The following is a 22574-nucleotide window of genomic DNA, read 5'->3' on the forward strand; positions in this document are numbered from 1 at the left end:
GAATATGACGTGGGTCACGTCCTGGCCCCGGACGCCGCCTGAGTCCGCCAAAATCCTGCCGCGCCCGGGCCGCGCCGGACATCGGCTTCAAAAGAATGTCGAAATAAAGCTTGCATTTAAATAGCGCACTATTTAATATTGCGCTTATGAAATCGAAATCCCTAAAAAGCCAGGCACCTGGATTGCTGCTCGACGATCAGCTGTGCTTTGCGCTGTATTCCACCGGCCTGGCCATGACCAAGGTGTATAGAAAGCTGCTGCGCGAGCTGGAGCTGACTTATCCCCAGTATCTGGTCATGCTGGTGCTGTGGGAACGCGACGAATTGACCGTCTCGGAGATCGGCGAGCGCCTGTTCCTGGATTCGGCCACCCTGACGCCTTTGCTGAAGCGGCTTGAAGCGGCCGGCTTGTTGCAGCGGGCGCGAGCCATCGATGATGAGCGCCAGGTCATCGTTTCGCTTTCCGCCGCGGGGCGCGCGCTTCAGGCCAAGGCCCGCGCGGTGCCGGAATCGGTGATGTGCGCGGCGCAGTGTTCTCCGGAAGAGGCGGCGATCACCAAGAAGTCGCTCGAGAAATTGCGGAAACGCTTGATGAAGAATACGTGAGAGCCCGGCTGGCCGGGCGAGTAGGATGCTTAATTAATAGTGTGCTATTTAATAGTGTGTGTAGATGTAAAAATGCCGGTACCGACGGGCCGGCTTTCAAGAGAACCGTCGATATTTCATTCACTTCACTTGTCAGGAGATTGACCATGTCCATAGAAAAAGTTTTGTACCGCGCCCAGGCCACCGCCAGCGGAGGCCGCGATGGCCGCGCCGTGTCGTCAGACGGCATCCTGGATGTCAAGCTGGTTACGCCCAAGGACCTGGGCGGCGCGGGGGGCGAAGGCACCAATCCCGAGCAGTTGTTCGCGGCCGGCTACTCCGCCTGCTTTCTGGGCGCTCTGAAACTGGTGGCGTCTCGTGAAAAGGTCGCCTTGCCGGCCGAGACGAATATCCAGGGCACGGTGGGTATCGGCCCCATCCCCACGGGCTTCGGCATCGAGGTGGAGCTGAAGATATCGGTGCCGGGCCTGCCGCGCGACCAGGTTCAAGCGCTGGTCGACAAGGCGCACATTGTTTGCCCCTACTCGAACGCCACGCGGGGAAACATCGACGTTACCCTGACCCTGGCGTAGCGCCGGACCGGCTCGGGCGGCGCCCGGGCCGAACGCCGGGGCGAATCGGCATGCGCTTGGCGCGCTCAGCGGGGAAGGGCCAATTCCTTATGGCGGAAGCAATCGGTGGTGTGGTCCATGAGACAGCCGACCGCTTGAAGATAGGATTGGCAGATGGTGGGGCCCACGAAGGTGAAGCCGGCTTTCTTCAATGTGCGGCTCATGTGCTCGGCGACGGGCGTGACCACCGGTATGTCCTGATGGCGCGCGTAGTGGTTGATTTGGGGCTTGCCATCGACGAAAGACCAGATCAACCCGACCGGGTCGGCCTGGGCCAGCCACGCATTGGCGTTCTGCCGGACGGCCCGCAGCTTCAGGCGGTTGCGGATGATGCCGCTGTCCTGCATAAGGACGTCGATGTAGTCGTCGTCCAGGTTTGCCAGCCGTTCGACGTCGAAATTGAACAGCACCTCGCGAAAACGGGGGCGCTTCTTCAGCACCGTGATCCAGGACAGGCCCGCCTGGAAGCCTTCGAGGATCAATTTTTCGAACAGATGCCGGGGGTCGTGCGAGGGCACGCCCCACTCGGTATCGTGATAGGCCATGTAGACGGGGTCGCTGGAGCACCAGTAGCATCGTTTCATGGCGGAATTCTACAGCGCTTCAGCCTCCGCAGCCTCCGCAACATGCGCCGTCTTCGCCATGCACGGGCTTGGCGATATGGTAGCCGGCATCTTCGACGGCTACCTGCAGTCGCTGCGTCGATACCAGCGATTCATCGAAGGACACCGTGGCCTTGCTCTGGCCAAAGGATACTTGCGCGTCTTCGACGCCCTTTACGGCTTTCAGCGCCTGGACCAGTTTGGCCGCGCAGTGTTCGTCACGCATGCCGGCAAGCTTGAGCATACCAATTTGCATCTTCTTTCCTTTGTGGGTTGGGAAAAGGCGGAAACCCCTTCCGCCCTTAAAGATGCATATTAAATATATCTTTATTGTCTGGCAAGCGCCCACCAGCTTTTTATGCAGGATCGCTCCGACTGCCGGTCCACGTATCGCCTGATTTTTTCCGGAACCGGATCGCCGTTGGCGCACAGGAGGTTGAGCATGACCGAAAAATCGACGTCCGCGATGGACCACGAGCCCAACAGGTCGCCGCCCTGCTCGTCGATCAGCGTGTCCGCAACGGACAACAGTTTGTCGGCGGCGCGCCCGCCGGCCTCGGACAAGGGCTGGGGGTTCCTGGCGCCATAGATAACGGTGGTCGGCCGTTCTTCGCGCAGCGCGCCCAGATCGCTGCGCACCCAGGCCTGGATTTGCCTGGCCCGGGCGCGTAGCTGAGGATCGTGAGGGTAGACCGAGGGAAAATCGGGAGGTGTGAAAGCGTCCTCCAGGTACTCGACGATGGCCGATGACTCCGACAGCGAGAACCCGCCATGGAGCAGGGTGGGAACGCGGGAGGTCAGGGACAGGCGGCGATACTCGGGTTCGAGATTCTGGCCGCTGCCCAGGTCAATGGACTTGAGTTCGAAGGGCAGGCCCTTCTCGACCAGGGTGGCGTAGACGGAAAGGACGTATGGACTGGAGTATTCGCGATTGGTGTACAGAATGATGGGTGAGGCCATGCTGTTTCCTGGTTGGAGAATCGGAGCCGCCATGGCGGCTCCGCCAGTTTATATCGCATGGGCGGCGGGCATGGTCATCCATGCGTCGGCGGCATGGCCATGCCTGTGCGCCACGGCCTGACCCAGCACGATCACGGCGGGACTGCCCAGCTCCCGTGCCTGGACGTCGCGAGCAAGATCTTGCAGCGTGGTGATGGCGTGGCGCTGGGTCGCACAGGATACGCGCTGGACGACCGCGACCGGCAGGCGGGGGGTGAAGCCGGCGTCCAGCAGCTGCTGGCGTAATTCCTCGATGCCGCTCATGCCCATATAGCAGACTATGGTCAGGCCGCTGCGCGCCAGCGCTGCCCAGTCGGGCCGCGCGCCATCCGCGGTATGCGCGGTGACCAGGATTACGCCCCGCGATACGGCGCGATGGGTCAGCGGCAGGCCCAGGGCGCTGCCCACCGCCAGGCCGGCGGTGATGCCGCTGACGCTGTCGGCCGCGATGCCGCGCTCGCGCAGCCAGGCCATTTCCTCGCCGCCGCGGCCGAAGATGAACGGGTCCCCCCCTTTCAGGCGGGCTACCGCGTGGCCTTGCCGGGCGTAGCGGGCCATGAGCCGCAGGATGAAGGCCTGCGACGTGGAGGCGCAGCCGCCGCGCTTGCCCACCTTGACGATGCGCGTTGCATCGCAGGCCAGCGCAAGGATGCCGGGGCCGACCAGATCGTCGACCAGCCAGACCCGGCATTCCTTCAGGACGCGCAGGGCCTTCAGCGTCAGCAGCTCGGGGTCGCCGGGGCCGGCGCCCACCAGCCAGACCTTTCCGGAGGAAGGTATCGTCGGATACGTCATGCTTGCAACTCCTTGAGGTTCGCGTCCTGAATCATGCTCTTGATCTGCGGCAGACAGGAGCCGCAGCCGACGCCACACTGGAGCGAGGCTTTCATCTGCTCGAGATTCTCGCCCGCGTCGATGGCCGACTGGATGGCCGCGGCGCTGACGCCGGCGCAACTGCAGACGATGCGGGCGCGGACGACGGGGCCGCTCCGGCCCATGAGCGCATGGCCGACGTTCGCGGGCGCCTGCCCGGTGTCGGCCCAATGAAGCAGCGCTTCGCCGGCCCGGATGTCGCCCGCCAGCAGGTAAGCCTTGATGCGGCCGTCCAGGCGCAGGATGCGTCGCAGCACGCCCCGCGCCGGATCGTCGAAAGCCAGGTCGGCGGAATCCAGCCCCAGATCGCCGGCCAGTTGAGTCAATATCGCGGGGCTCGGCGGTCCGGGACTGGCCAGGCGCAGCCGGACGCCTTCGCCGCCGATGGCGGTGGGCACCAGAACGGCATAGGGAAACCGGTGCAGCCATGAAGCCAGCTGCCGCCGCAAGACGGGATAAGAGCCCTGCACCCAGGCACCGGCATGCCATGCGTACTGCAAGGCTTCGACGCCGGCGGCGCTGTGCTTGAGTTCGGGTTGATGCGATATGGGATCGCGCGCACCGCTGGTCAGGGCATTGACGCCGTCGCCGGCGATGAAGCCGCTGCCCCAGTGCATGGGAAGAAAGGCATGGCCCGGCTTCAGGCCGGGGTCGTCCTGGGCGGGTACGATCAGGTGACCACGCCTGGTTCTGATCTTGACCAGCGCGCCGTCCTGAATCTTGTAGCGCCGCATGTCTTCGGGATGCAGATGGACGAAAGGTTCTTCCACATGGCGTGTCAGCGCGGGCACCAGGCCGGTCCTGCTCAGCGTATGCCAGTGGTCGCGCAGGCGGCCGGTGGTCAGGCGCAATGGATAGTGCGCCGATACGCTTTCGGCGACCGGCGCGTAGCCGGTATCGAAGAAGCGCGCCCGGCCGCTGGGCGTGGGAAAGACGCCGTCCGCATACAGGCGCACGGGACCGCGGGTAGGCACGCGGTAGGGCCATTGCTGCGGGCCGGACGCGTCCAGTACGGCATGATTCAGGGCGCTGTAGTCCAGGTCGCGGTCTTTCGTGAAGCGGGCGTGCTCGTCGAAGATGCGCGCCTCGTCCAGGTAATCGAACAGCATGCGCTTGGGGGGGGCGATGCGATCCGCCAGCTTGCGGGCGACGGCGCAGGCCAGCTTCCAGTCGGCCTGTGCATCGCCGGGCGGCTCCATGGCCGCGCGGACCCGGCTGATGCGGCGCTCGGAGTTCGTGACGGTGCCGCTTTTCTCCGGCCAGGTGGCGGCGGGCAGGACCAGGTCGGCGTAGGCCAGGGTTTCGGTGTCCGCAAAGGCCTCCTGCACGATGACCAGTTCCGCCTTGCGCAACGCGGCCCGGACTTTCGCCTGATCCGGCATGGACTGGGCGGGATTGGTGGCGCCAATCCACAAGACCCTTATCTTGCCCTGCAGCACGGCATCGAACATATCCAGGGCGGTGAGCCCGGGTGCCGCCGGCAGGGAGTCCACCCGCCACAAGCGGGCGGCTTCCGCCCGATGGGTCGCATCGGCCGGATCGCGATGGCCGGGGAGCAGGGTGGCCATGCCGCCGGCCTCGCGTCCGCCCATGGCATTGGGTTGGCCGGTCAGCGAGAACGGGCCCGCGCCGGGGCGGCCGATCTGGCCGGTGGCCAGATGCAGGTGGATCAGCGCCGCATTCTTGGCGGTGCCGCTGCTGGATTGGTTGAGCCCCATGGTGTACAGGGAGAGCGCCGCCTTGGCCGTGCCGAACCAGTGTGCGCAGCGGACGATGTCGGCGGCCGGTATGCCGCATACGTCCTGGGCGGCCCTGGGCGTGAATTCATGAATGCGCTGCTTCAAGGCATCGAATCCTTCGGTGTGCCGTTCGATGTAATCGCGGTCGATCAGCCCGTCCCAGACCATGACGTTGAGCATGGCATGAAACAGCGCCACGTCGCTGCCGGGCGCGATGGCCAGGTGCAGGTCGGCGAGGCTGCAGGTTTCGCTGCGGCGGGGATCGACCACGACGATCTTCATGTCCGGCCGCCCGGCCTTGGCCGCCTCCAGGCGGCGAAACAGCACCGGGTGGGTATACGCCATGTTCGAGCCTGCTATGAGGACGGTGTCCGCATGGTCCAGATCGTCGTAGCAGGCGGGCGGCGCATCGGCGCCCAGCGTCAGCTTGTACCCGGCGACGGCGCTGGACATGCACAGGCGCGAATTGGTATCGATATTATTGGTGCCGACCAGGGCGCGGGCCAGCTTGTTGAAGACGGCGTAGTCCTCCGTAAGCAGTTGCCCCGACAGATAGAAACCCACCGCGTCGGGACCGTGTTCCATGATGGTCTCGGCCAGTTTCCCGGCGGCGATGTCCAGGGCGTCTTCCAGCGCGATATCGGACAGGGGCTGGTCCTTGCCGGCGCGCCATTGCGCATGGAGCACCCTGCTTTGCCCATCCCGGCGCACGGTTTCCGCCAGCGTCCTGCCCTTGCTGCACAGCCGGCCCTGCGACGATGGATGAGCCGGGTCGCCCTCCACGCTCAGGATGCGCTGGCCCTGGCTGCGGATCAGCACGCCGCAGCCGGTGCCGCAATAGCAGCACACCGATGCCGTCGTCTTGGCCGCAGCTGCGGGTGTGCAACCTTCTGGGGCGGTGTGCATGGTTCAGCTCCCGCCGGGCAGGCCAAGGAAAACCCGCCCCGCCTCCACCTTGACGTCCACCTTGCGGACGCAGCCCACGTCCGGCGCCTGCGCCTGTCCGTCCTCGAGGCAGACGGTCCAGCTGTGCAGCGGGCAGGTGACGGCATGGCCATGCACCAGGCCGGCGGACAAGGGGCCTCCCTGGTGGGGACAGCGATCGACCAGGGCAAAGACGTGGTCGTCCGAGGCGCGGAAAACGGCGATGGGCGCATGGCCTTGATGGTGGACGACGCGCGAACCCAGTCGGGGGATGTCATCGATGCCGCAAATGGAAACCCATACGGATTGTTGAAGGCTGGATGTATTCATGTGTCTGTCATGCGGTAAGGTTTTCGAATTCGCGGCGTGCGGAAGCCTGCTCCACCCGCTCGGCCCAGGGATCCTTCTCGAAGGAGATCGCGAACCTGAGCCGGGCATACAACTCCGCGCGGTTGGCGGCATCGTCCACCACGCGCGCCTTGGCATGCTCCAGCCCGACCCGCGACAGATAATGGCAGGTGCGCTCCAGGTAGAAGGCCTCCTCGCGATACAGCTGCAGGAAGGCGCCGGCGTACTCCAGCACGTCGTCATGGGTTTGGACCTTCACGAAGAACTGGGCCACTTCGGTCTTGATGCCGCCGTTGCCGCCCACATACAGCTCCCACCCCGAATCGACGGCAATGATGCCGATGTCCTTGATGCCGGATTCGGCGCAGTTGCGCGGGCAGCCCGAGACGGCCAGCTTGACCTTGTGCGGGCTCCACATGCCCACCAGGTCTTTCTCCAGGGCGATGCCCATGCCGGTGGAGTCTTGCGTGCCGAAGCGGCAGAATTCCTTGCCGACGCAGGTCTTGACGGTGCGCAGGCTTTTTCCGTAGGCATGGCCGGAAGGCATGTCCAGGTCCTTCCACACGGCGGGCAGGTCCTCCTTCCTGATGCCCAGCAAGTCGATGCGCTGGCCGCCGGTGACCTTCACCATGGGCACGTGGTATTTGTCGGCCACGTCGGCGATGCGGCGCAGTTCGGACGGGCTGGTCACGCCGCCCCACATGCGCGGAACGACGGAGTAGGTGCCGTCCTTCTGGATGTTGGCGTGTGCGCGTTCGTTGATCAGGCGCGATTGCGTATCGTCGCGGGCCTCGCCCGGCCAGGTCGACATCAGGTAGTAATTAAGGGCCGGGCGGCAGGTGGCGCAGCCATCGGGGCTGCGCCATTCCAGGAAGCGCATGGTTTCGGGGATGCTGGTCAGATGCTGTTCGCGGATGGCCTTGCGCAGCTCGCCATGGGTATAGTCCGCGCAGGCGCATATGGCCTTCTCGGACTTGGGCTTGATGTCGGCGGCGCCGCCTATGCAATTGATCAGTATCTGCTCGACCAGGCCCGTGCATGAGCCGCAGGAGCTGGCCGCCTTGGTGTGCTTTTTGACCTCGTCGACGGTGAACAGGCCTTTTTCGCGTATGGCCTTGACGATGGTGCCCTTGCAAACGCCATTGCAGCCGCAGATCTCGGTCGTGTCGGGCATGCCCGCGATGCTGTTCTCGCCCGAGTGGCCCGTGTCGCCGATGGAGCTCTCGCCGAACATCAGATTTTCGCGCAGTTCGCCTATGGATTTCGCTTCGCGTATCAAGCGGAAATACCAGGCGCCGTCCACGGTGTCGCCATACAGGCAGGCCCCGATCAGCCTGTCATCGCGGATGACCAGCTTCTTGTACACGCCGCCCACCGGGTCGGCCAGCGTAATGGCTTCGGTGTCGGCGCCACCCATGAACTCGCCGGCCGAGAATACGTCTATGCCGGTCACCTTGAGCTTGGTCGACGTGGTGCTGCCGCCATACCGCCCTATGCCGTGCAGCGCCAGGTGATTGGCGGCGACCTTGGCCTGTTCGAACAAGGGGGCGACCAGGCCGTAGGCCATGCCCCGATGGCTGACGCATTCGCCCACGGCGTAGATGCTGGGGTCGTAGGTTTGCAGCGTATCGTTGACGACGACGCCGCGGTCGGTATGGATGCCGGCGGCATCGGCCAGGTCGGTGTTGGGCCGTATGCCGACGGCCATGACGACCAGGTCCGTCTCCAGTTCGCCGCCATCCCTGAACCGTATGCCGCGCACCGCGCCCTGCCCGTTGCCGAGTATGGCTTCGGTCTGGCGCTCCATCAGGAATTCCAGGCCGCGCTCATGCAGGCTGCCCTGCAGCAGCGCTGCGGCGGCGCCGTCCAGTTGGCGGTCCAGCAGGGACGCGCCCAGGTGCACGACAGAGACCTGCATGCCGCGCATGGCCAGTCCGTTGGCCGCTTCCAGCCCCAGCAATCCGCCGCCGATGACCACGGCGCGCTTGAGCCTGCCGGCCGCTTCGATCATCCGGTTAACGTCGCCGATGTCGCGGAAAGTGACCACGCCGTCCAGATCCGTGCCGGGCACGGGCAGCATGAAGGGCTTGGAACCGGTGGCCAGCAGCAGGCGATCGTACCGGGCGGTCTTGCCATCGTCGGTCATCACTTCCTTACGCGCCCGGTTGATCCGCGTCACGGTGCTGTTCATGTGCAGCGTGATGCCATGCTCTTCATACCAGCTTCGGTCGTTGAGAATGATGTCTTCCAGCGTCTGCTCGCCGGTCAGCACGGGCGAAAGCAGGATGCGGTTGTAGTTGGGATGGGGCTCGGAACCGAATACGGTGATGTCGTACAGCGACGTGTCCAGTTTAAGGAGCTCTTCGATGGTCCGGATGCCGGCCATGCCGTTGCCGACGACGACGAGTTTCATTTTTTTCATGATGCGGTGGTGGATTCGGGTTGTTCGGATGGGGAGACGTAAGAGGGCGTGGCGCCGCCATGGCCGGCTTGCGGCGGCGTGTGGCGTTCATGCAGGAAGCCCAGGATGGCGGCGCGGCAGGCCGTGTAGCGAGGATCGGACAGCAGGGCGATGCGATGGCGCGGGCGGGGCAGCCCGACGGGCAGGATGTCGCCGATGGTGGCGGCCGGGCCGTTGGTCAGCATGACGATGCGGTCCGACAGCAATACGGCTTCGTCCACGTCGTGCGTCACCATGATGGTGGTCGTATGGGTGCTGGACACGATGCGCAGCAGCTCATCCTGCAATTGCGCGCGCGTAAGCGAATCCAGCGCGCCGAAGGGCTCGTCCAGCAGCAGGACCTTGGGTTCGATGGCCAGCGCCCGTGCGATGCCGACGCGTTGCTTCATTCCGCCCGATATTTCCCTGGGCAGCTTGTGCATGGCGTGGCCCAGTCCGACCAGGTTCAAAGCGGAAGCCGTCCTGGCTTTCAACTGGCCCGGTGTTTCGCCGCCCCCGAAAACGCGCTCCACCGCCAGGTATACGTTTTGATGGCAGGTCAGCCAGGGCAGCAGGCTATGGTTCTGGAACACGACGGCCCGATCGGGGCCCGGACCCGTGATCTCCCTTCCGGCGCATAGCAGCACGCCGTCCGTGGGGCGTGCAAGGCCGGCGATGAGGTTGAGCAGCGTGGATTTTCCGCAGCCCGAATGCCCGATCAGCGAGATGAACTCGCCTTGCGCAATATCCAGGTTGATGTCGCGCAAGGCGACGAATGGGCCACTGCGGGTGTCGTAACGTTGCTCCACATACTCTATCCGTACGAATTTTTCCATGGTTTCAGGCCTCGCGGTAGTCAAGGCGCCTGGCCAGCGCCAGAAGGAACAGGTCCAGCAGCAGGCCGACGGTGCCGATGACGAGCACGGCGATCAGGATATTCTGGACATTCAGATTGTTCCATTCGTCCCACAGCCAGAATCCCAGGCCGGTGCCGCCGGTCAGCATTTCGGCGGCGACGATGACCAGCCAGGCGGTGCCGATGGACAGGCGCACGCCGGTCATCATGTAGGGCAACACCGATGGCAGCAGGATCCGCGTGAACACCTTCCACTCGGACAGGTTTAGCACGCGCGCCACGTTCAGGTAGTCCTGGGGAACTCGTTTGACGCCGTCGGCGGTATTGATGACCATGGGCCAGATCGAGCAGATGAAGATGGCCCAGATCGCGGCCGGATCGGCCGCCTGGAACAGCAGCAGGCCCAGGGGCAGCCAGGCCAGCGGCGATACCGGCCGCAGCAGGCTGATGACCGGCGAGAACACGGCATTCAGGGCCTGCACGCGGCCGATCAGGAAACCCAGTGGTATGCCGACCGCGGCCGCCAGGGTGAAGCCCAGCGCTACGCGGCCCAGCGAGGCCAGGATGTTCCAGCCTATTCCAAGGTCGTTGGGGCCATTGTCGTAGAAGGGATTCTTGAACAGTTCCCAGGCCGCCGGCAGCGTGGATTCGGGAGAGGGAATGTCGACGATGCGCAAGGAAATGATTTTCCAGACCAGCAGCAGGAGCGCGAAGCCGATGACGGGGCCTGCGCACAGGCCGGCCAGCCGCCTGGCACCCATGCGCCAGCGATTTTTCAGTGTGATGCCGGAGGGTCGTGTTGCCGGATTCATGCCGTTTCCTCATGCCGCCTTGATGGCGAAGCTGTCCGCATAGGCGGCGGGATCGCTGCCGTCCCACAGCACGCCGTCCAGCAGCCTGCTGGAGCGCGACGGGCTGGACGGGAGCGGTGTCCCGGTCGCCGCGGCCGCCTGCTCGTAGACATCGATGCGATTGATCCGGCCGGCTATGGCGGCGTAGTCCGGATGCGTCTTCAACAGGCCCCAGCGCTTGTGCTGGGTCAGGAACCACATGCCGTCGCTCAGATAGGGGTAGTTGGCCGCGCCGCCGTCATGAAAACGCATGGAATGGCTGTCGTTCCATGACTTGCCCAGGCCGTTCGCATACCGGCCCAGCATGCGGTCGACGATGGTGGCCGCATCGGTATTCACATAGGACTTGGCTGCGATGGTTTGCGCCGTCTTGCGGACGTTCTCGGGCGAACTGTCTATCCAGCGGCCGGCCTCCAGGATCGCGGCCGTGACGGCGCGTGCCGTATTGGGGTGCCGCTGGACGAATTCCTGCCGGGTGCCCAGCACTTTTTCGGGGTGGCCGGGCCAGATATCCTGCGAGGCCGCCGCGCTGAAGCCGACCTTGTCGATGATGGCGCGCGCGTTCCAGGGTTCGCCCACGCAGTAGCCGTCCACGTTGCCGATGCGCATATTGGCCACCATCTGGGGCGGAGGCACCGTGACCGTGCGTGTCGCCGCCGGGTCGATGCCGTGGCTGGCCAGCCAGTAGTACAGCCACATGGCATGCGTGCCGGTGGGGAATGTGTGTGCGAACGTGTATTGGCGCGGCTCGGAGGCCATTTTCTTGTGCAGCGAGTCGCCGTCGACCACGCCGGCTTCATGCAACTGCTTCGACAGCGTAATGCCCTGGCCGTTCTGGTTCAGGCCCATCAGCACGGCCATGTCTTGCCGGTTGCCGGCAATGCCCAGGTGCATGCCGTAGATCATGCCGTAGAGCGCATGCGCAAAGTCCAGGTCGCCGTTGGCGAGCTTCTCGCGCACGCCGGCCCAGGACGCTTCTTTGGTCGGAATGATCGTGACGCCGTGCTTCTTGTCTAGGCCCAGGACCGAGGCCATGACGACCGAGGCGCAATCGGTCAAGGGGATGAAGCCGACCTTTACTTCTTTCTTTTCCGGAGCGTCGGAGCCGGCCGCCCAGGCGGCGCGCCGGACCAAGGGGTCGGCCAGCGAGAGCATGCCCAGGCCGGTTGCCGCCTTGGCGGCGTTTCCCAGCCATGTGCGGCGTTGCGGGCTGGCCGGCGCGGCGGCGTGGACGGGAGCGTTGGAAGCAGGCTTGCGGGCGTCGGTCATGGGTGATCCAGAGAAGTGGCGGGACCTCCTGGATTACGCAAAACGCATGCCAGCTTTTTCTGAATACGCTGGAGAGGATAAGAGGCGGCGGGTTCTGTACGGGTCTGGCGGCCGGACTTCGAGCGCACTGCAATTGTGCATTGCAGCGAGCAGCCACGCACCGGGTATGTGCCGGACGGGTACCTCTATTCACCCACCGGATCAGTGGCCGTCGAGGCCTTCCCGCTGCCTTACCAAAGCCGTCAGCACTTCGTTCACGGGCGCGCGCATTCCGCACTTGAGTGCTTCCCTGGGGATGGCGCCATTGATGAATTCGACCTCGCTCTTTCGCCCGCGCTCCAGATCGAGCAGCACGGAAGGCTTGGCATCCGGAATGCGAGCCGCGAAGGCGCGCACATGCGCCACGGGATCCTGGACGTCGATCGGGACGCCGAGGGCGCGGGCGACCTCCCAGGCCTCAATGGCCGCGGCCTGGCTGACCTTGGACATGTCCGGATCGTCCATGACCTGGCCTACCGTCAGGCCGGTAATGGCGCAAGGCGCGCTGTAGGCGACATTGCAGATAAGCTTTTCCCACTGCATGGCCGCCACGTTGGGCACGGTTTCCGCATTGAACCCGGCATCGCGCCACGCGGCGGCCACCGTTTCGAGGCGGTCGGCGGCAAGGCTGCCGTAAGCGCCCATCCGGACCGCCGCCATGCCGTTGTGGTGGGCATGCCCTGCCTGGGGCAGCGACGCGCCGAACGCGGCGGCGATGCCCACCGCAAGGCGTTCCTCGCCAATGGCCGCCGCCACGTCCTGGGCGCTGCCCAGGCCGTTCTGAATGGTCAGCACCACGGTATTGCCGCTTAGCATGCGGCGGGCATGCCGGGCCGCGGCGCCGGCCTGAGCCGCCTTTACCGCGATGATCATCAGGTCGACGCTTTCGTCGGGCGGATCGGTGTATGCGCGGATTCGCGCTATGCGGTCGCCGCTTGCGCCTTCGACACGCAATCCTTTTTGGTTGATCGCATCCACGTGTTCCAGCCATCGGTCGATGGCCACCACATCGTGCCCGCAGGCGGCAAGCAGACCAGCATATACGGACCCCATGGCGCCGCATCCTATGATGGCTATCTTCATGTTTTTCTTCTCCCGATTTCAACGAGCGAATTGAGCAGGGGAGCAAGCTCCGCTTTCTGTTCCAGTCCGAATCCGGGCGCATCCGTGGGACGGACCATGCCGTCTCCCAGGGTGCATGCGTCGGCATACCCGCCAAACGGCTGGAATACGCCCGGATAGGCTTCGCAGCCTCCCAGGCCCAGCCCCGATGCGATGTGCAGGTTGATCAGGTGCCCGCCATGCGGATGCATGTTGCTTCGGTCGAAACCGGCATTTTTCAGGGCGGCAACCATGCGCAGGTACTCGGTCAAACCGTAAGCCAGCCCCGGGTCCATCTGAAAAACATCGAGCCCGGGCCGCATGCCGCCATAACGCAGCAGGTTGCCAAGGTCCTGGACGGAGAACAGGTTCTCGCCGGTGGCGAGGCGCCCTTCGTAGGCCTGGGCCAGTTGATGGTTTGCATGATAATTCAGAGGGTCGCACGCTTCCTCGAACCAGCGCAAGCGATATGGCTCGATGGCTTTCCCGTATTCCAGGGCGGTCGGGAGATCGAAGCAGCCGTTGGCATCCACCGCCAGATTGCCTCCGTCGCCCGCGATGGACAATGCCGCTTCGATTCTTTCCAGGTCGACGGCAAGCGGCGCGCCGCCGATCTTCATCTTGAACTTGCTGAAGCCGGAATCCCGGTAGCGGCGAAACTCGTCCTGCAAACGCCCGATGTTGTCGCCTTCATAGTAATAGCCGCCAGCGGCATAGACCGGGACGCTGGGCGACGCAGCGTCCCGGCCCACTCGGCGCGCAATGTGGCGATAGGCCGGCTCATCGTCGAGCTTCGCGTTCAGGTCCCAGAACGCGAGTTCCAGCGCTCCCGCCGCGGCGGCCCGGTCGCCATGGCCGCCGGGTTTTTCATTGCGCATCATTATCGCCAGCGCCCTGCCGGGATCGAATGCCGTGCCGGAGTCAGCGAGCAGGCTGGGCGGCGGAGCAGCCAAAAGGCGCGGAATCATCCTGTCTCGCAGGATGCCCGATTGTGCGAAGCGACCGATCGAGTCGAATGCGAAACCGGTCAGCGGCTTGCCGTTGCGGATCACATCGCTGACGACGGCAACGAGTGAAACGGTGTGCCCGGAGAAATTGACCAGAGAATTCGAAATGCTGCCTTTCAAGGATACGGCCGTTTCGAGTATGTTGACGATGCGCATGAGTGTTGCTCTATCTAAGGAAGCTACTGGAGGGTGATGTTGGCCGTCTTGATGATGTTCGACCAGGCGTCGATATCGGTCTTGATGCGGGCGGAGAATTCGCTGCGGCTGTCCACCACCGGAATGGCGCCCAAGCGCTCCATGTGCGCGGCCATCTCGGGCGTGGTCAGCACTTCGGCCAGCGTCTTGTGCAGTTTGTCCAGCACGGCGTCGGGTGTGCCCGCGGGCGCCAGCAGGCCGTACCAGCTGGGCGAATCGAAGTCCGCCACGCCGCTTTCCGCGATGGTCGGGATGGTCGGTGCGCCGGAGAAGCGTTTGCCCGACGTAACGGCAATGGCCTTGAGCTTGCCATCTGCCAGGAAGGGCCCGGCGACGGGCAAGGCGGTCATGAGCATCTGGATCTGTCCGGAAACGACATCTGTAACGGCCTGTCCTCCGCTTTTGTAGGGAATATGCTGCATGTTGATGCCGGTTTCATGCTTGAGCAGTTCGCCCGTGAGATGCCCCATGCTTCCCATCCCGGCCGAACCGAAGTCCAGCGTCTGTCCGCTTTTCTTGCTTAGATCGATCAGTTCTCCGACCGTATTGGCCTGGACCGAAGGATTGGCCACCAGCACCAGCGGCACCACGGCAACCCGGGATATGGGCGCGAAGTCGGTGCGCGGGTTGAATGGCAGATCGGTATAGAGATTGGGGTTGATGACCATGGTGCCGTCCGCCGCCAGCAACAGCGTGTACCCGTCGGCTTGCGCCTTGGCGACGGCGTTGCTGCCGATATTGCCGTTGGCGCCGGGGCGGTTCTCCACCACGATGGTCTGGCCCAGTGCCGACGCCAGGGCTGCGCCTACCGTTCGTCCAAGAATGTCGCTGGTGCCACCCGCGCCGAAGGGCACGATCAATCGTATGGGCTTGTCGGGATATTGGGCGGATGCGGTGGGGGCGGCCATCAGGCCGCAAGCCGCCACGGCGGCCGCCATCGCCAGGCGGCGCATGCCGCCGGGCTTTGATTGCTGAAGAATGCCTTTGAACATATTGTCTCCTTGTTTTTACTGTTTATCATTAATGCACACGTGAGCATCAAATAAACTATAATGGCGATTCGGGATGGTTGTCAATGCATATATATGCCTGTCACAAAGGGTTGTTGAAAAGCGCACGTGTGCGCATTTGGCTGAATCTGAGACGGGATAGGATCGGGCGAGGCTCGACCCGCCAGGCATATTTTTCTTGTTCACGGAGAATCAATGGGAAGCGCGCGCAGCTTGTTCGACAAAATCTGGGATAGCCACGACGTGGCCATGCTTCCCGATGGCAGGCATTTGATTCATATCGACCGGCACCTTGTCCACGATTTGTCCAGCCCCCAGGCGTTCTCGGGCTTGAGGGAACAGGGCAGGGGGTTGATCAGTCCGCATCGCACGGTGGCTGTCGCCGACCACATGGTGCCGACCCTGGCCGGCCGGACCCTGGCTTGCGCGGTGCCGGGAGGCGCGGAGATGATCGGGGCGCTCGAGGACAACGCCCGCGAGTTCGGCATCGATCACTACGGCATGGCGCATGACCGGCAGGGTATCGTCCACGTGGTCGCGCCGGAACTGGGCATGGTCGTGCCGGGAATGACCGTCGTATGCGGTGATAGCCATACGTGTACTCTGGGTGCGCTGGGCGCGTGGGCGTGGGGCATAGGCACATCCGAAGTGGAGCATGTGCTGGCGACTCAAACGTTGGTCATGCGCCGCCCCGACGCCGCCCGGTTGACGTTGTCAGGTGTGATGCAGCCGGGCCTTTCCGCGAAGGATCTTGCGCTGTACGTTCTGCGCGAGATCGGCGTGCACGGCAAGGGCATGGGGTTTCTGGAATTGGCCGGAGAACTGGTGGGCGGCCTTTCGATGGAGGGCCGCTTGACCCTTTGCAATCTGGGGATCGAGGCCGGCGCGAGGGCGGCCGTGATCGCGCCGGACGATGTCACGCTTGAATACCTGGCCGCGGTCCGGCCGGACCTGTCCGGCTCGGTCCAGGCGCAGGCGGCCATGCGCGGCCTGCGGTCCGACGAGGGCGCGCGCTATGAGCAAGAGCTCGCCCTGGATGTGGCGCTGGACAGTCCCCAGATGACGTGGGGCATCAATCCCAGCCAGGTCGTCGGCCTGCACGAGCCGCTCCCGTCGCTGGAGACCGCGCAAGAGGGCCATATGCGCGATCGGCTGCGGGCGGCGTATCGCTACATGGGTCTGGAACCGGGCCGGCCGCTGGCCGGAACACCCGTTCAACGCGTCTTCATCGGTTCGTGCACCAATGGGCGCCTGTCGGACCTGGAGGACGCGGCACGATTGATTGCGGGCCGCAAAGTCGCGCCATCCGTGCAGGCGCTGGTCGTTCCAGGCTCGAAAGCGGTCAAGCGCGCGGCGGAACGACAGGGCCTGGACAAGGTGTTTCGCGATGCCGGCTTCAGATGGGGCGAACCGGGCTGCTCGATGTGCGTAGGCATGAACGGGGATTATGTGCGGCCGGGCGAGCGTAGCGTATCCACCACCAATCGCAATTTCGAAGGCCGGCAGGGCCCGGGCGCGCGAACCCACCTGGCCAGCCCGGCCAGCGCCGCGGCGGCGGCCATAGCCGGCGTCATCACCGATCACAGGGAGCTCGCATGAAACCCTTCAGAGAAGTTTCAGGCACGGTATTGCCGGTGGACCGCGACAATGTCGATACCGACGCCATCATCCCGCAGCGTTGGCTGATCACCGTATCGCGCAACGGCCTGGGCAAGGGCCTGTTCGGCGGCTGGCGATATGATGACGAGGGCCGGCCCAAGCCCGGCTTCGCCATGAACCTCGGCGCTTTCCAGAATGCCCGCATCATTCTCAGCCGATCGAATTACGGCTGCGGCTCATCGCGCGAACACGCCGTCTGGGCCCACCTGGACTATGGCATCCTCGCGGTGATCGCTTCCAGCTTCGGACCCATCTTTTACGATAATGCGCTGAAAAACGGATTGCTGCCCGTCGTGCTGCCGGCGGATCAAGTGGCCGCGCTCATGACGCAGGTGAACGAAGCGCCAGGCGCTGCATGCTCGGTAAGTTTGGCGGATAATACGGTCACGGGTCCCGATGGACGCAGCTATCCTTTTGCGCTGGATGCCGTTCGACGAGATTTGTTGCTGAGGGGGGCCGACGACATTGCCATTACCCTGCAAATGAAAGATCAAATTAAAAGGTTTCAGGAATGTCAGCGCCTAACGAGTCCGTGGCTGGAATAGCCGCCCGGCCCAGTGTCACGATCAAGGATATCGCAAAGGCGCTCGATCTATCGCATACAACGATATCCCGCGCTTTGGCGGATCATCCGAAGATCAGCGAAGCCACCAAGGCCAGCGTGCGGCAGATGGCCCGGCGGATGGGTTATGTCGCAAACGGCCCGGCACGCAATATCCGCGGCATGAACAGCCTGGTGATAGGCCTGATCATCCCCGACATTCAGAACGATTTTTATGCCTCCATCGCGAAGATCGTGGCGGATGCGGCCACCGATCAGGGCTTTCAGCTTGCGCTGAGCATCACCGAAGACAATCCGGAGCGCGAGCTGAAAGACCTGCGCGCCTTCATCGTTTCCCGGGCCGCGGGCATCATCGTCACGCCGACGTCGACGCCCAGGGCCGAGACGCTGGCCCTGCTGCAGGGGGTGCCCGCCGTTCAGCTCGTCCGCCAGGCGCCCGATATCCACAAGGAGGTCGTCGCCATCGACGACGAGGCGGCGGTAAGGGCGGCCACCGTGCATCTGATCAACTATGGGCACCGCCGCATCGCGTACGTCGGCACGACGACGGAGTTCAGCTGCGGAGTGGACCGCCTCGCCGGCTTCGATTCCGCCATGCGTGCGAACGGGCTGGATCCGGGTTTTGCCGTGGTGGGCTTGCCCAGGCCCGAGTTCGCGCAGCATGCGGTGCATCGCTTGATGACGCTGGCCGAACCGCCCACGGGGCTTGTCATAGGCAGTTCCAGCTTGACCATCGGCGCCCTCCAGGCCTTGCGCAGCATACGATTGTCGTGTCCCGAGGACGTGTCCGTGGTCGGCTATGGCGACCCCGACTGGTTCGGGCTCGTCGGCGATGGGCTGACGACGATATCCCTTCCTGTGCAGCCCATGGGCAACTACCTGATCAGCCTGCTGCTTGCGAAAATCAAGGACAAGCAGCCGTTCGAGTCCATTTCGCAGGTGGCCTCGCGCTTTCCGGCGTCGCTGACGATACGGGGATCGACCAAACCGCTGGCTTGAGGCGCCGAACGGACGGTTTCGATGCGTACTGGAATTCGCGCCTTTGCGCATAGCGCGTTGACTTATAATCGCTGTGTATTTATACAGCCGTCATGCCATGGAACCCTCGTCATCCGTATCCGCCGCCGCTACACGCCGCATCGCTCACCTGGATATGGACGCCTTCTACGCTTCGGTGGAACTCTTGCGCTATCCCGAATTGCGCGGCTTGCCGGTCGTCATCGGCGCGGGCAGCGATGCGCAGCCCACGACGCTGGCGGACGGCACACGGGTGTTTTCCCGTTTGCGCGGCTATGCCGGCCGGGGGGTGGTGACCACGTCCACCTACGAGGCGCGCGCCCTGGGGGTCTTTTCGGCCATGGGCATGATGAAGGCCGCCCAGCTGGCGCCCGAGGCGGTGCTGCTGCCGGTGGACTTTGCCACCTATAGGCAATATTCGCGCCTGTTCAAAGCCGCCGTGGCCGGCATTGCGCCGCATATCGAAGATCGCGGCATAGACGAAATCTACATCGACCTGAGCGCGCATCCCGACGATACGCTGGCGTTGGCGCAGCGCATCAAGCAGGCCGTCAGGGATGCCACGGGACTGTCCTGCTCCATCGGCATTTCGCCCAACAAGCTTCTGTCCAAGATCGCATCAGAGCTCGACAAGCCGGATGGCATCACCATCATCGGCCCGGGCGACCTGCAGCGCCGGATCTGGCCCTTGCCGGTGGGCAAGGTGAATGGCATCGGTCCGAAGGCGAACGACAGGCTGGCCGCCATCGGCATAAGCACGATTGCACAGCTCGCCGCAGCGGCGCCCGACATCCTGCAAAGCCATTTCGGCCTGAGCTATGCGCGCTGGCTGACCGAGGTGGCGCATGGCGTGGACGAGCGGCCGGTGGTCACGCATTCGGAGCCCAAGTCGATAAGCCGTGAAACCACCTTCGAGCGCGACCTTCACGTGCGGCGCGACCGCGCGGCCCTATCCGCCATCTTCGTGAAATTATGCGAGCGGCTGGAGGGCGATCTGCTGCGCAAGGGCTATGTTGGGCGTACCATAGGCATCAAGCTGCGCTTCGACAATTTCCGCACGGTCACGCGCGACCTGACCCTGCCCCGCCCCACCGCCGAGGCGGCAGCCATACATCGCGCCGCGGGCCTGTGCTTGAAGCGCATATCCCTGGATCACCGGATACGCCTGCTGGGTGTACGCATCAGCGGCTTGCAGCCCCGATCCCAGGAACCGGCCCCGACGCATGAAGAGCCCGTGCAGCTCAGTCTTTATTGATACGCGGACCTCGGTTTTATAATAAAATTTCCTTATACAGTCGTTCTATATTTCTTCAGGAAATATATAAGTAATCATCCTGTAGTTATAAAACGGCGGGAAGCTTGTTAGCATCCCAGTCTCAGGCGGACAAGGCCCTCGGTCGTGCGGCGTTCAGTATTTGCCCGCCTTCACTGAATCAAGGCAGGATAGACATGAAGTTTTCTCGTTTTATGCGCGGCATGCTTGCCGCAGGCGTGACGGCCGTCTCGGCCCTGGCCGCCAGCGGCGCCCAGGCCGCCGATTTGCTCGATACCGTAAAAGAGCGGGGCGCCCTGATCGTTGGCGTGGAAGGCACCTACCCCCCGTTCAACTATGTGGATACCAAGACGGGGCAGCTGGAAGGTTTCGATATCGACGTGTCCCGACTGATTGCCGACAAGCTCGGCGTGAAGGCGCAATTCGTCAAGACGGAATGGAGCGCCATACTGGCCGGCCTCAGTTCGGGCAAGTTCGACGTGATTGTGAACCAGGTGGGCATCACGCCGGAACGCCAGAAGACCTTCGACTTTTCGGTGCCCTATGTGGCATCCAGCCCCCAACTCATTCTGCGCAAGAACGACGATAGCGGCTACAAGAGCTTTGCCGACCTGAAGGGCAAGAAGCTGGGCGTGTCGCAAGGCAGCAACTACGAGGCCTTGGCCAAGGCGCAGGAAGGCGTGGACGTCAAAAGCTATCCGGGCGCGCCGGAGTATCTGTCGGACCTGGTCAGCCGGCGCGTCGATGCCGCGCTCAACGATCAGCTGATGACGGCATACCTGGTCAAGACGTCCAATATTCCCATCAAGGGCGGCGCCATCGTGGGCGAGCCCAAGTTCAATGGCATCCCGTTCAAGAAGGGCAATCCGAAGTTCGAAGCGGCCGTGAACAAGGCGCTGGAAGACGCTTTCGCCAGCGGCGAGTTCGCCAAGATTTCCACGAAGTGGTTCGGCATCGACGTCAGCAAGGTCAGAAAACCCGAATAGGCCATCATGGACTTCATCGAATTGATGGCTTTGGCCGGCCCCATACTGTTGAAGGGGACCGGCTACACATTGATCTTTGCCTTTTCCGCCATGTTCGGCGGGCTGGTGGTGGGCTTCATGCTGGCCGTGGCGCGCATCGTGCCCAGCCGCTGGAGCCAGGTGCCGGCCACTGTCTATGTCAGCATGATGCGCGGCACGCCGCTGCTGGTGCAGGTCTTCATCATCTACTATGGCCTGCCCAGCATCGGCATTTCATTCGAGCCCCTGACGGCCGGCGTGCTGGCGCTCAGCCTGAATGCCGGCGCGTATATTTCCGAAAGCCTGCGCGGCGCCATCATAGGCATTACACGCGGCCAATGGTCGGCCGGATACAGCCTGGGCCTGACCTACTCGCAGAACCTGTACTACGTCGTTTTGCCGCAAGCATTGCGCCTGGCGGTGCCGTCCATGAGCAATACGCTGATCAGCCTGATCAAGGACACCTCGCTGGTCTCCGTTATCACGGTCACCGAATTGCTGCTGGCCACGAAAGACGTCATCGCCACGACCTTCCAGCCCTTGCCCCTGTATCTGGCGGCCGCCGGCATCTACTGGGTTCTGAGCATCTGTCTCGAGCATCTCCAGGCACGCCTGGAAAAATACTTCGGACGCAGTACCCGCAACGCCTGATGCAGCGCTGAATGCCTCATCGCGCCGCGTCGGCGTGCTCGCCGTCCGGCGTATCCGCAGTTCCCTCAAATATCGAACTCGGGTTCGGCCTCTTCGCCGACCCGCAGGGTGGCGCCCGCGCCCGCGCCGGCGACCACGGCATTGACGCCGAACAGCACGCCCTCGGGAAACAGGCGGTGCTGCGCCAAGGTGATGCCGGGCTCGTCGGCCGACAGGCCGGTGGACTGGTCGATGTTGGGTATGGGGCAGCGCGCGCAGCGCTTCACGAAGGCGAATTCCATGTTGCCGACGCGCATGCCCGACAGATAGTCCTCTTCGTAGGCCTCCAGGCCCTGCAGCACGATGTTCGGACGGAAGCGGTTCATGGGCACCGGCGCTTGCCCTTTTGCGCCCAGGCGCCGGTTCAACTCGTCCAGCGAACCCTGGTTGGCGACCAGGAAGGGAAAGCCGTCGGCGAAACCGAATCGATGCCTCAATGGAAAGCCAGCCGCCGCATCGCCATGCTTCTGGCGCCAGCCCTCCACATGCTGCAAGCTGGCGACCCGCTCGGCTTCCGGATGCACCCGCAACAGGCGGCAGGGCAGGCCCAGGAATCCGGAAAGCCAGTTCGCAACCTCGTCGCCCTCGTCGAAGCCCAGGGTGTCCGATTGCCAGATGCGGACCGGCACTTGCGCCGGCTCGGATGTATGGGTCAGCCACGGCACGATGATGGCGGGCAGGCCGGGGGCGCGCAGGACCAGGTCGTCGGCCTGGAAGCCGGGCTGTATCAGGGTCATACGGGCATGCCCGCGCTGCGTCATGAACAGGCCTTTGCCGTCGACAATGACCCATTGCCGGTCCAGCCGGAGCCCGCTTTGGCTGATGCCTGCCTGGTCATGGTCGATGCCGGCGCAGGATTTGACCGGATAGCTGTGCAGGCTGAGTATGGATACTGTCATG

The 22574-nt window shown here is 63.8% G+C and carries 22 protein-coding genes; 8 read left to right on the forward strand and 14 right to left on the reverse strand.

Going from position 1 to position 22574, the window contains the following annotated elements; all coding sequences use genetic code 11:
- The first annotated feature begins 146 nt into the window (after positions 1 to 146).
- Positions 147 to 605, forward strand: a complete 459-nt coding sequence (locus OEG81_RS00100) for a MarR family winged helix-turn-helix transcriptional regulator (RefSeq protein ID WP_264130653.1) — start codon at positions 147 to 149, stop codon at positions 603 to 605.
- Between the two features lie 146 nt (positions 606 to 751).
- The gene (locus OEG81_RS00105) at positions 752 to 1177 is read left to right on the forward strand and encodes an organic hydroperoxide resistance protein (protein ID WP_264130654.1); all 426 of its coding nucleotides are present in this window, start codon (positions 752 to 754) and stop codon (positions 1175 to 1177) included.
- A gap of 65 nt (positions 1178 to 1242) precedes the next feature.
- Here OEG81_RS00105 and OEG81_RS00110 read toward each other — a convergent pair whose 3' ends face one another.
- The 13 genes from OEG81_RS00110 to OEG81_RS00170 form a co-directional block, all read right to left on the reverse strand.
- Positions 1243 to 1800, reverse strand: coding sequence for a DNA-3-methyladenine glycosylase I (locus OEG81_RS00110; RefSeq protein ID WP_264130655.1), 558 nt, complete (start codon positions 1798 to 1800; stop codon positions 1243 to 1245).
- A gap of 19 nt (positions 1801 to 1819) precedes the next feature.
- Complete coding sequence (locus OEG81_RS00115; protein ID WP_264130656.1) at positions 1820 to 2074, reverse strand: heavy-metal-associated domain-containing protein; 255 nt, start codon at positions 2072 to 2074, stop codon at positions 1820 to 1822.
- Between the two features lie 71 nt (positions 2075 to 2145).
- Positions 2146 to 2778, reverse strand: a complete 633-nt coding sequence (gene yfcF / locus OEG81_RS00120; RefSeq protein ID WP_264130657.1) for a glutathione transferase — start codon at positions 2776 to 2778, stop codon at positions 2146 to 2148.
- Positions 2779 to 2826: 48 nt separating this feature from the next.
- Positions 2827 to 3612, reverse strand: coding sequence for a uroporphyrinogen-III C-methyltransferase (gene cobA / locus OEG81_RS00125; protein ID WP_264130658.1), 786 nt, complete (start codon positions 3610 to 3612; stop codon positions 2827 to 2829).
- Positions 3609 to 6335 carry a nitrate reductase gene (locus OEG81_RS00130; RefSeq protein WP_264130659.1) on the reverse strand — a complete coding sequence of 909 codons (2727 nt, stop codon included), beginning with the start codon at positions 6333 to 6335 and terminating at the stop codon, positions 3609 to 3611. Before OEG81_RS00130 ends, cobA begins: the two co-directional genes overlap by 4 nt.
- Before the next feature lie 3 nt (positions 6336 to 6338).
- On the reverse strand, positions 6339 to 6683 hold the full coding sequence (gene nirD / locus OEG81_RS00135; RefSeq protein WP_264130660.1) for a nitrite reductase small subunit NirD: 345 nt from the start codon (positions 6681 to 6683) through the stop codon (positions 6339 to 6341).
- 7 nt (positions 6684 to 6690) lie between these two features.
- On the reverse strand, positions 6691 to 9123 hold the full coding sequence (gene nirB / locus OEG81_RS00140) for a nitrite reductase large subunit NirB (protein ID WP_264130661.1): 2433 nt from the start codon (positions 9121 to 9123) through the stop codon (positions 6691 to 6693).
- Positions 9120 to 9977, reverse strand: coding sequence for an ABC transporter ATP-binding protein (locus OEG81_RS00145; protein ID WP_264130662.1), 858 nt, complete (start codon positions 9975 to 9977; stop codon positions 9120 to 9122). Before OEG81_RS00145 ends, nirB begins: the two co-directional genes overlap by 4 nt.
- 4 nt (positions 9978 to 9981) lie before the next feature.
- A complete protein-coding gene (gene ntrB, locus OEG81_RS00150; protein WP_264132657.1) occupies positions 9982 to 10758 on the reverse strand; it encodes a nitrate ABC transporter permease in 777 nt (258 codons plus the stop codon).
- 60 nt (positions 10759 to 10818) lie between these two features.
- On the reverse strand, positions 10819 to 12117 hold the full coding sequence (locus OEG81_RS00155) for a CmpA/NrtA family ABC transporter substrate-binding protein (RefSeq protein ID WP_264130663.1): 1299 nt from the start codon (positions 12115 to 12117) through the stop codon (positions 10819 to 10821).
- A 201-nt stretch (positions 12118 to 12318) separates the two neighbouring features.
- On the reverse strand, positions 12319 to 13239 hold the full coding sequence (locus tag OEG81_RS00160; RefSeq protein WP_264130664.1) for a ketopantoate reductase family protein: 921 nt from the start codon (positions 13237 to 13239) through the stop codon (positions 12319 to 12321).
- Positions 13236 to 14420: a mandelate racemase/muconate lactonizing enzyme family protein gene (locus OEG81_RS00165; protein WP_264130665.1), complete on the reverse strand. Its 1185-nt coding sequence runs from the start codon at positions 14418 to 14420 to the stop codon at positions 13236 to 13238. Before OEG81_RS00165 ends, OEG81_RS00160 begins: the two co-directional genes overlap by 4 nt.
- A 23-nt stretch (positions 14421 to 14443) precedes the next feature.
- The gene (locus OEG81_RS00170; protein WP_264130666.1) at positions 14444 to 15451 is read right to left on the reverse strand and encodes a Bug family tripartite tricarboxylate transporter substrate binding protein; all 1008 of its coding nucleotides are present in this window, start codon (positions 15449 to 15451) and stop codon (positions 14444 to 14446) included.
- Between the two features lie 213 nt (positions 15452 to 15664).
- Here OEG81_RS00170 and OEG81_RS00175 point away from each other — a divergent pair, with 213 nt between their 5' ends.
- From OEG81_RS00175 to OEG81_RS00200, 6 genes are all read left to right on the forward strand, one after another.
- Positions 15665 to 17068 carry a 3-isopropylmalate dehydratase large subunit gene (locus tag OEG81_RS00175; protein ID WP_264130667.1) on the forward strand — a complete coding sequence of 468 codons (1404 nt, stop codon included), beginning with the start codon at positions 15665 to 15667 and terminating at the stop codon, positions 17066 to 17068.
- A 35-nt stretch (positions 17069 to 17103) separates the two neighbouring features.
- Entirely contained in the window at positions 17104 to 17673 is a 570-nt protein-coding gene (gene leuD / locus OEG81_RS00180; RefSeq protein ID WP_264130668.1) for a 3-isopropylmalate dehydratase small subunit, read from the forward strand.
- Positions 17640 to 18689, forward strand: coding sequence for a LacI family DNA-binding transcriptional regulator (locus tag OEG81_RS00185; protein ID WP_264130669.1), 1050 nt, complete (start codon positions 17640 to 17642; stop codon positions 18687 to 18689). Before leuD ends, OEG81_RS00185 begins: the two co-directional genes overlap by 34 nt.
- 97 nt (positions 18690 to 18786) lie before the next feature.
- Positions 18787 to 19962 (forward strand): DNA polymerase IV, encoded by a 1176-nt coding sequence (gene dinB, locus OEG81_RS00190; protein ID WP_264130670.1) that lies wholly within the window; start codon positions 18787 to 18789, stop codon positions 19960 to 19962.
- A gap of 194 nt (positions 19963 to 20156) precedes the next feature.
- Positions 20157 to 20966, forward strand: a complete 810-nt coding sequence (locus tag OEG81_RS00195) for a cystine ABC transporter substrate-binding protein (RefSeq protein ID WP_264130671.1) — start codon at positions 20157 to 20159, stop codon at positions 20964 to 20966.
- 6 nt (positions 20967 to 20972) lie between these two features.
- Positions 20973 to 21635: an amino acid ABC transporter permease gene (locus OEG81_RS00200; protein WP_264130672.1), complete on the forward strand. Its 663-nt coding sequence runs from the start codon at positions 20973 to 20975 to the stop codon at positions 21633 to 21635.
- A 65-nt stretch (positions 21636 to 21700) separates the two neighbouring features.
- Here the strand turns inward: OEG81_RS00200 and OEG81_RS00205 are convergent, their stop codons facing one another.
- Entirely contained in the window at positions 21701 to 22573 is an 873-nt protein-coding gene (locus OEG81_RS00205; protein ID WP_264130673.1) for an MOSC domain-containing protein, read from the reverse strand.
- Between the last annotated feature and the right edge of the window lies 1 nt (position 22574).

The organism is Pollutimonas sp. M17 (genome assembly GCF_025836975.1).
Lineage (GTDB): Bacteria > Pseudomonadota > Gammaproteobacteria > Burkholderiales > Burkholderiaceae_B.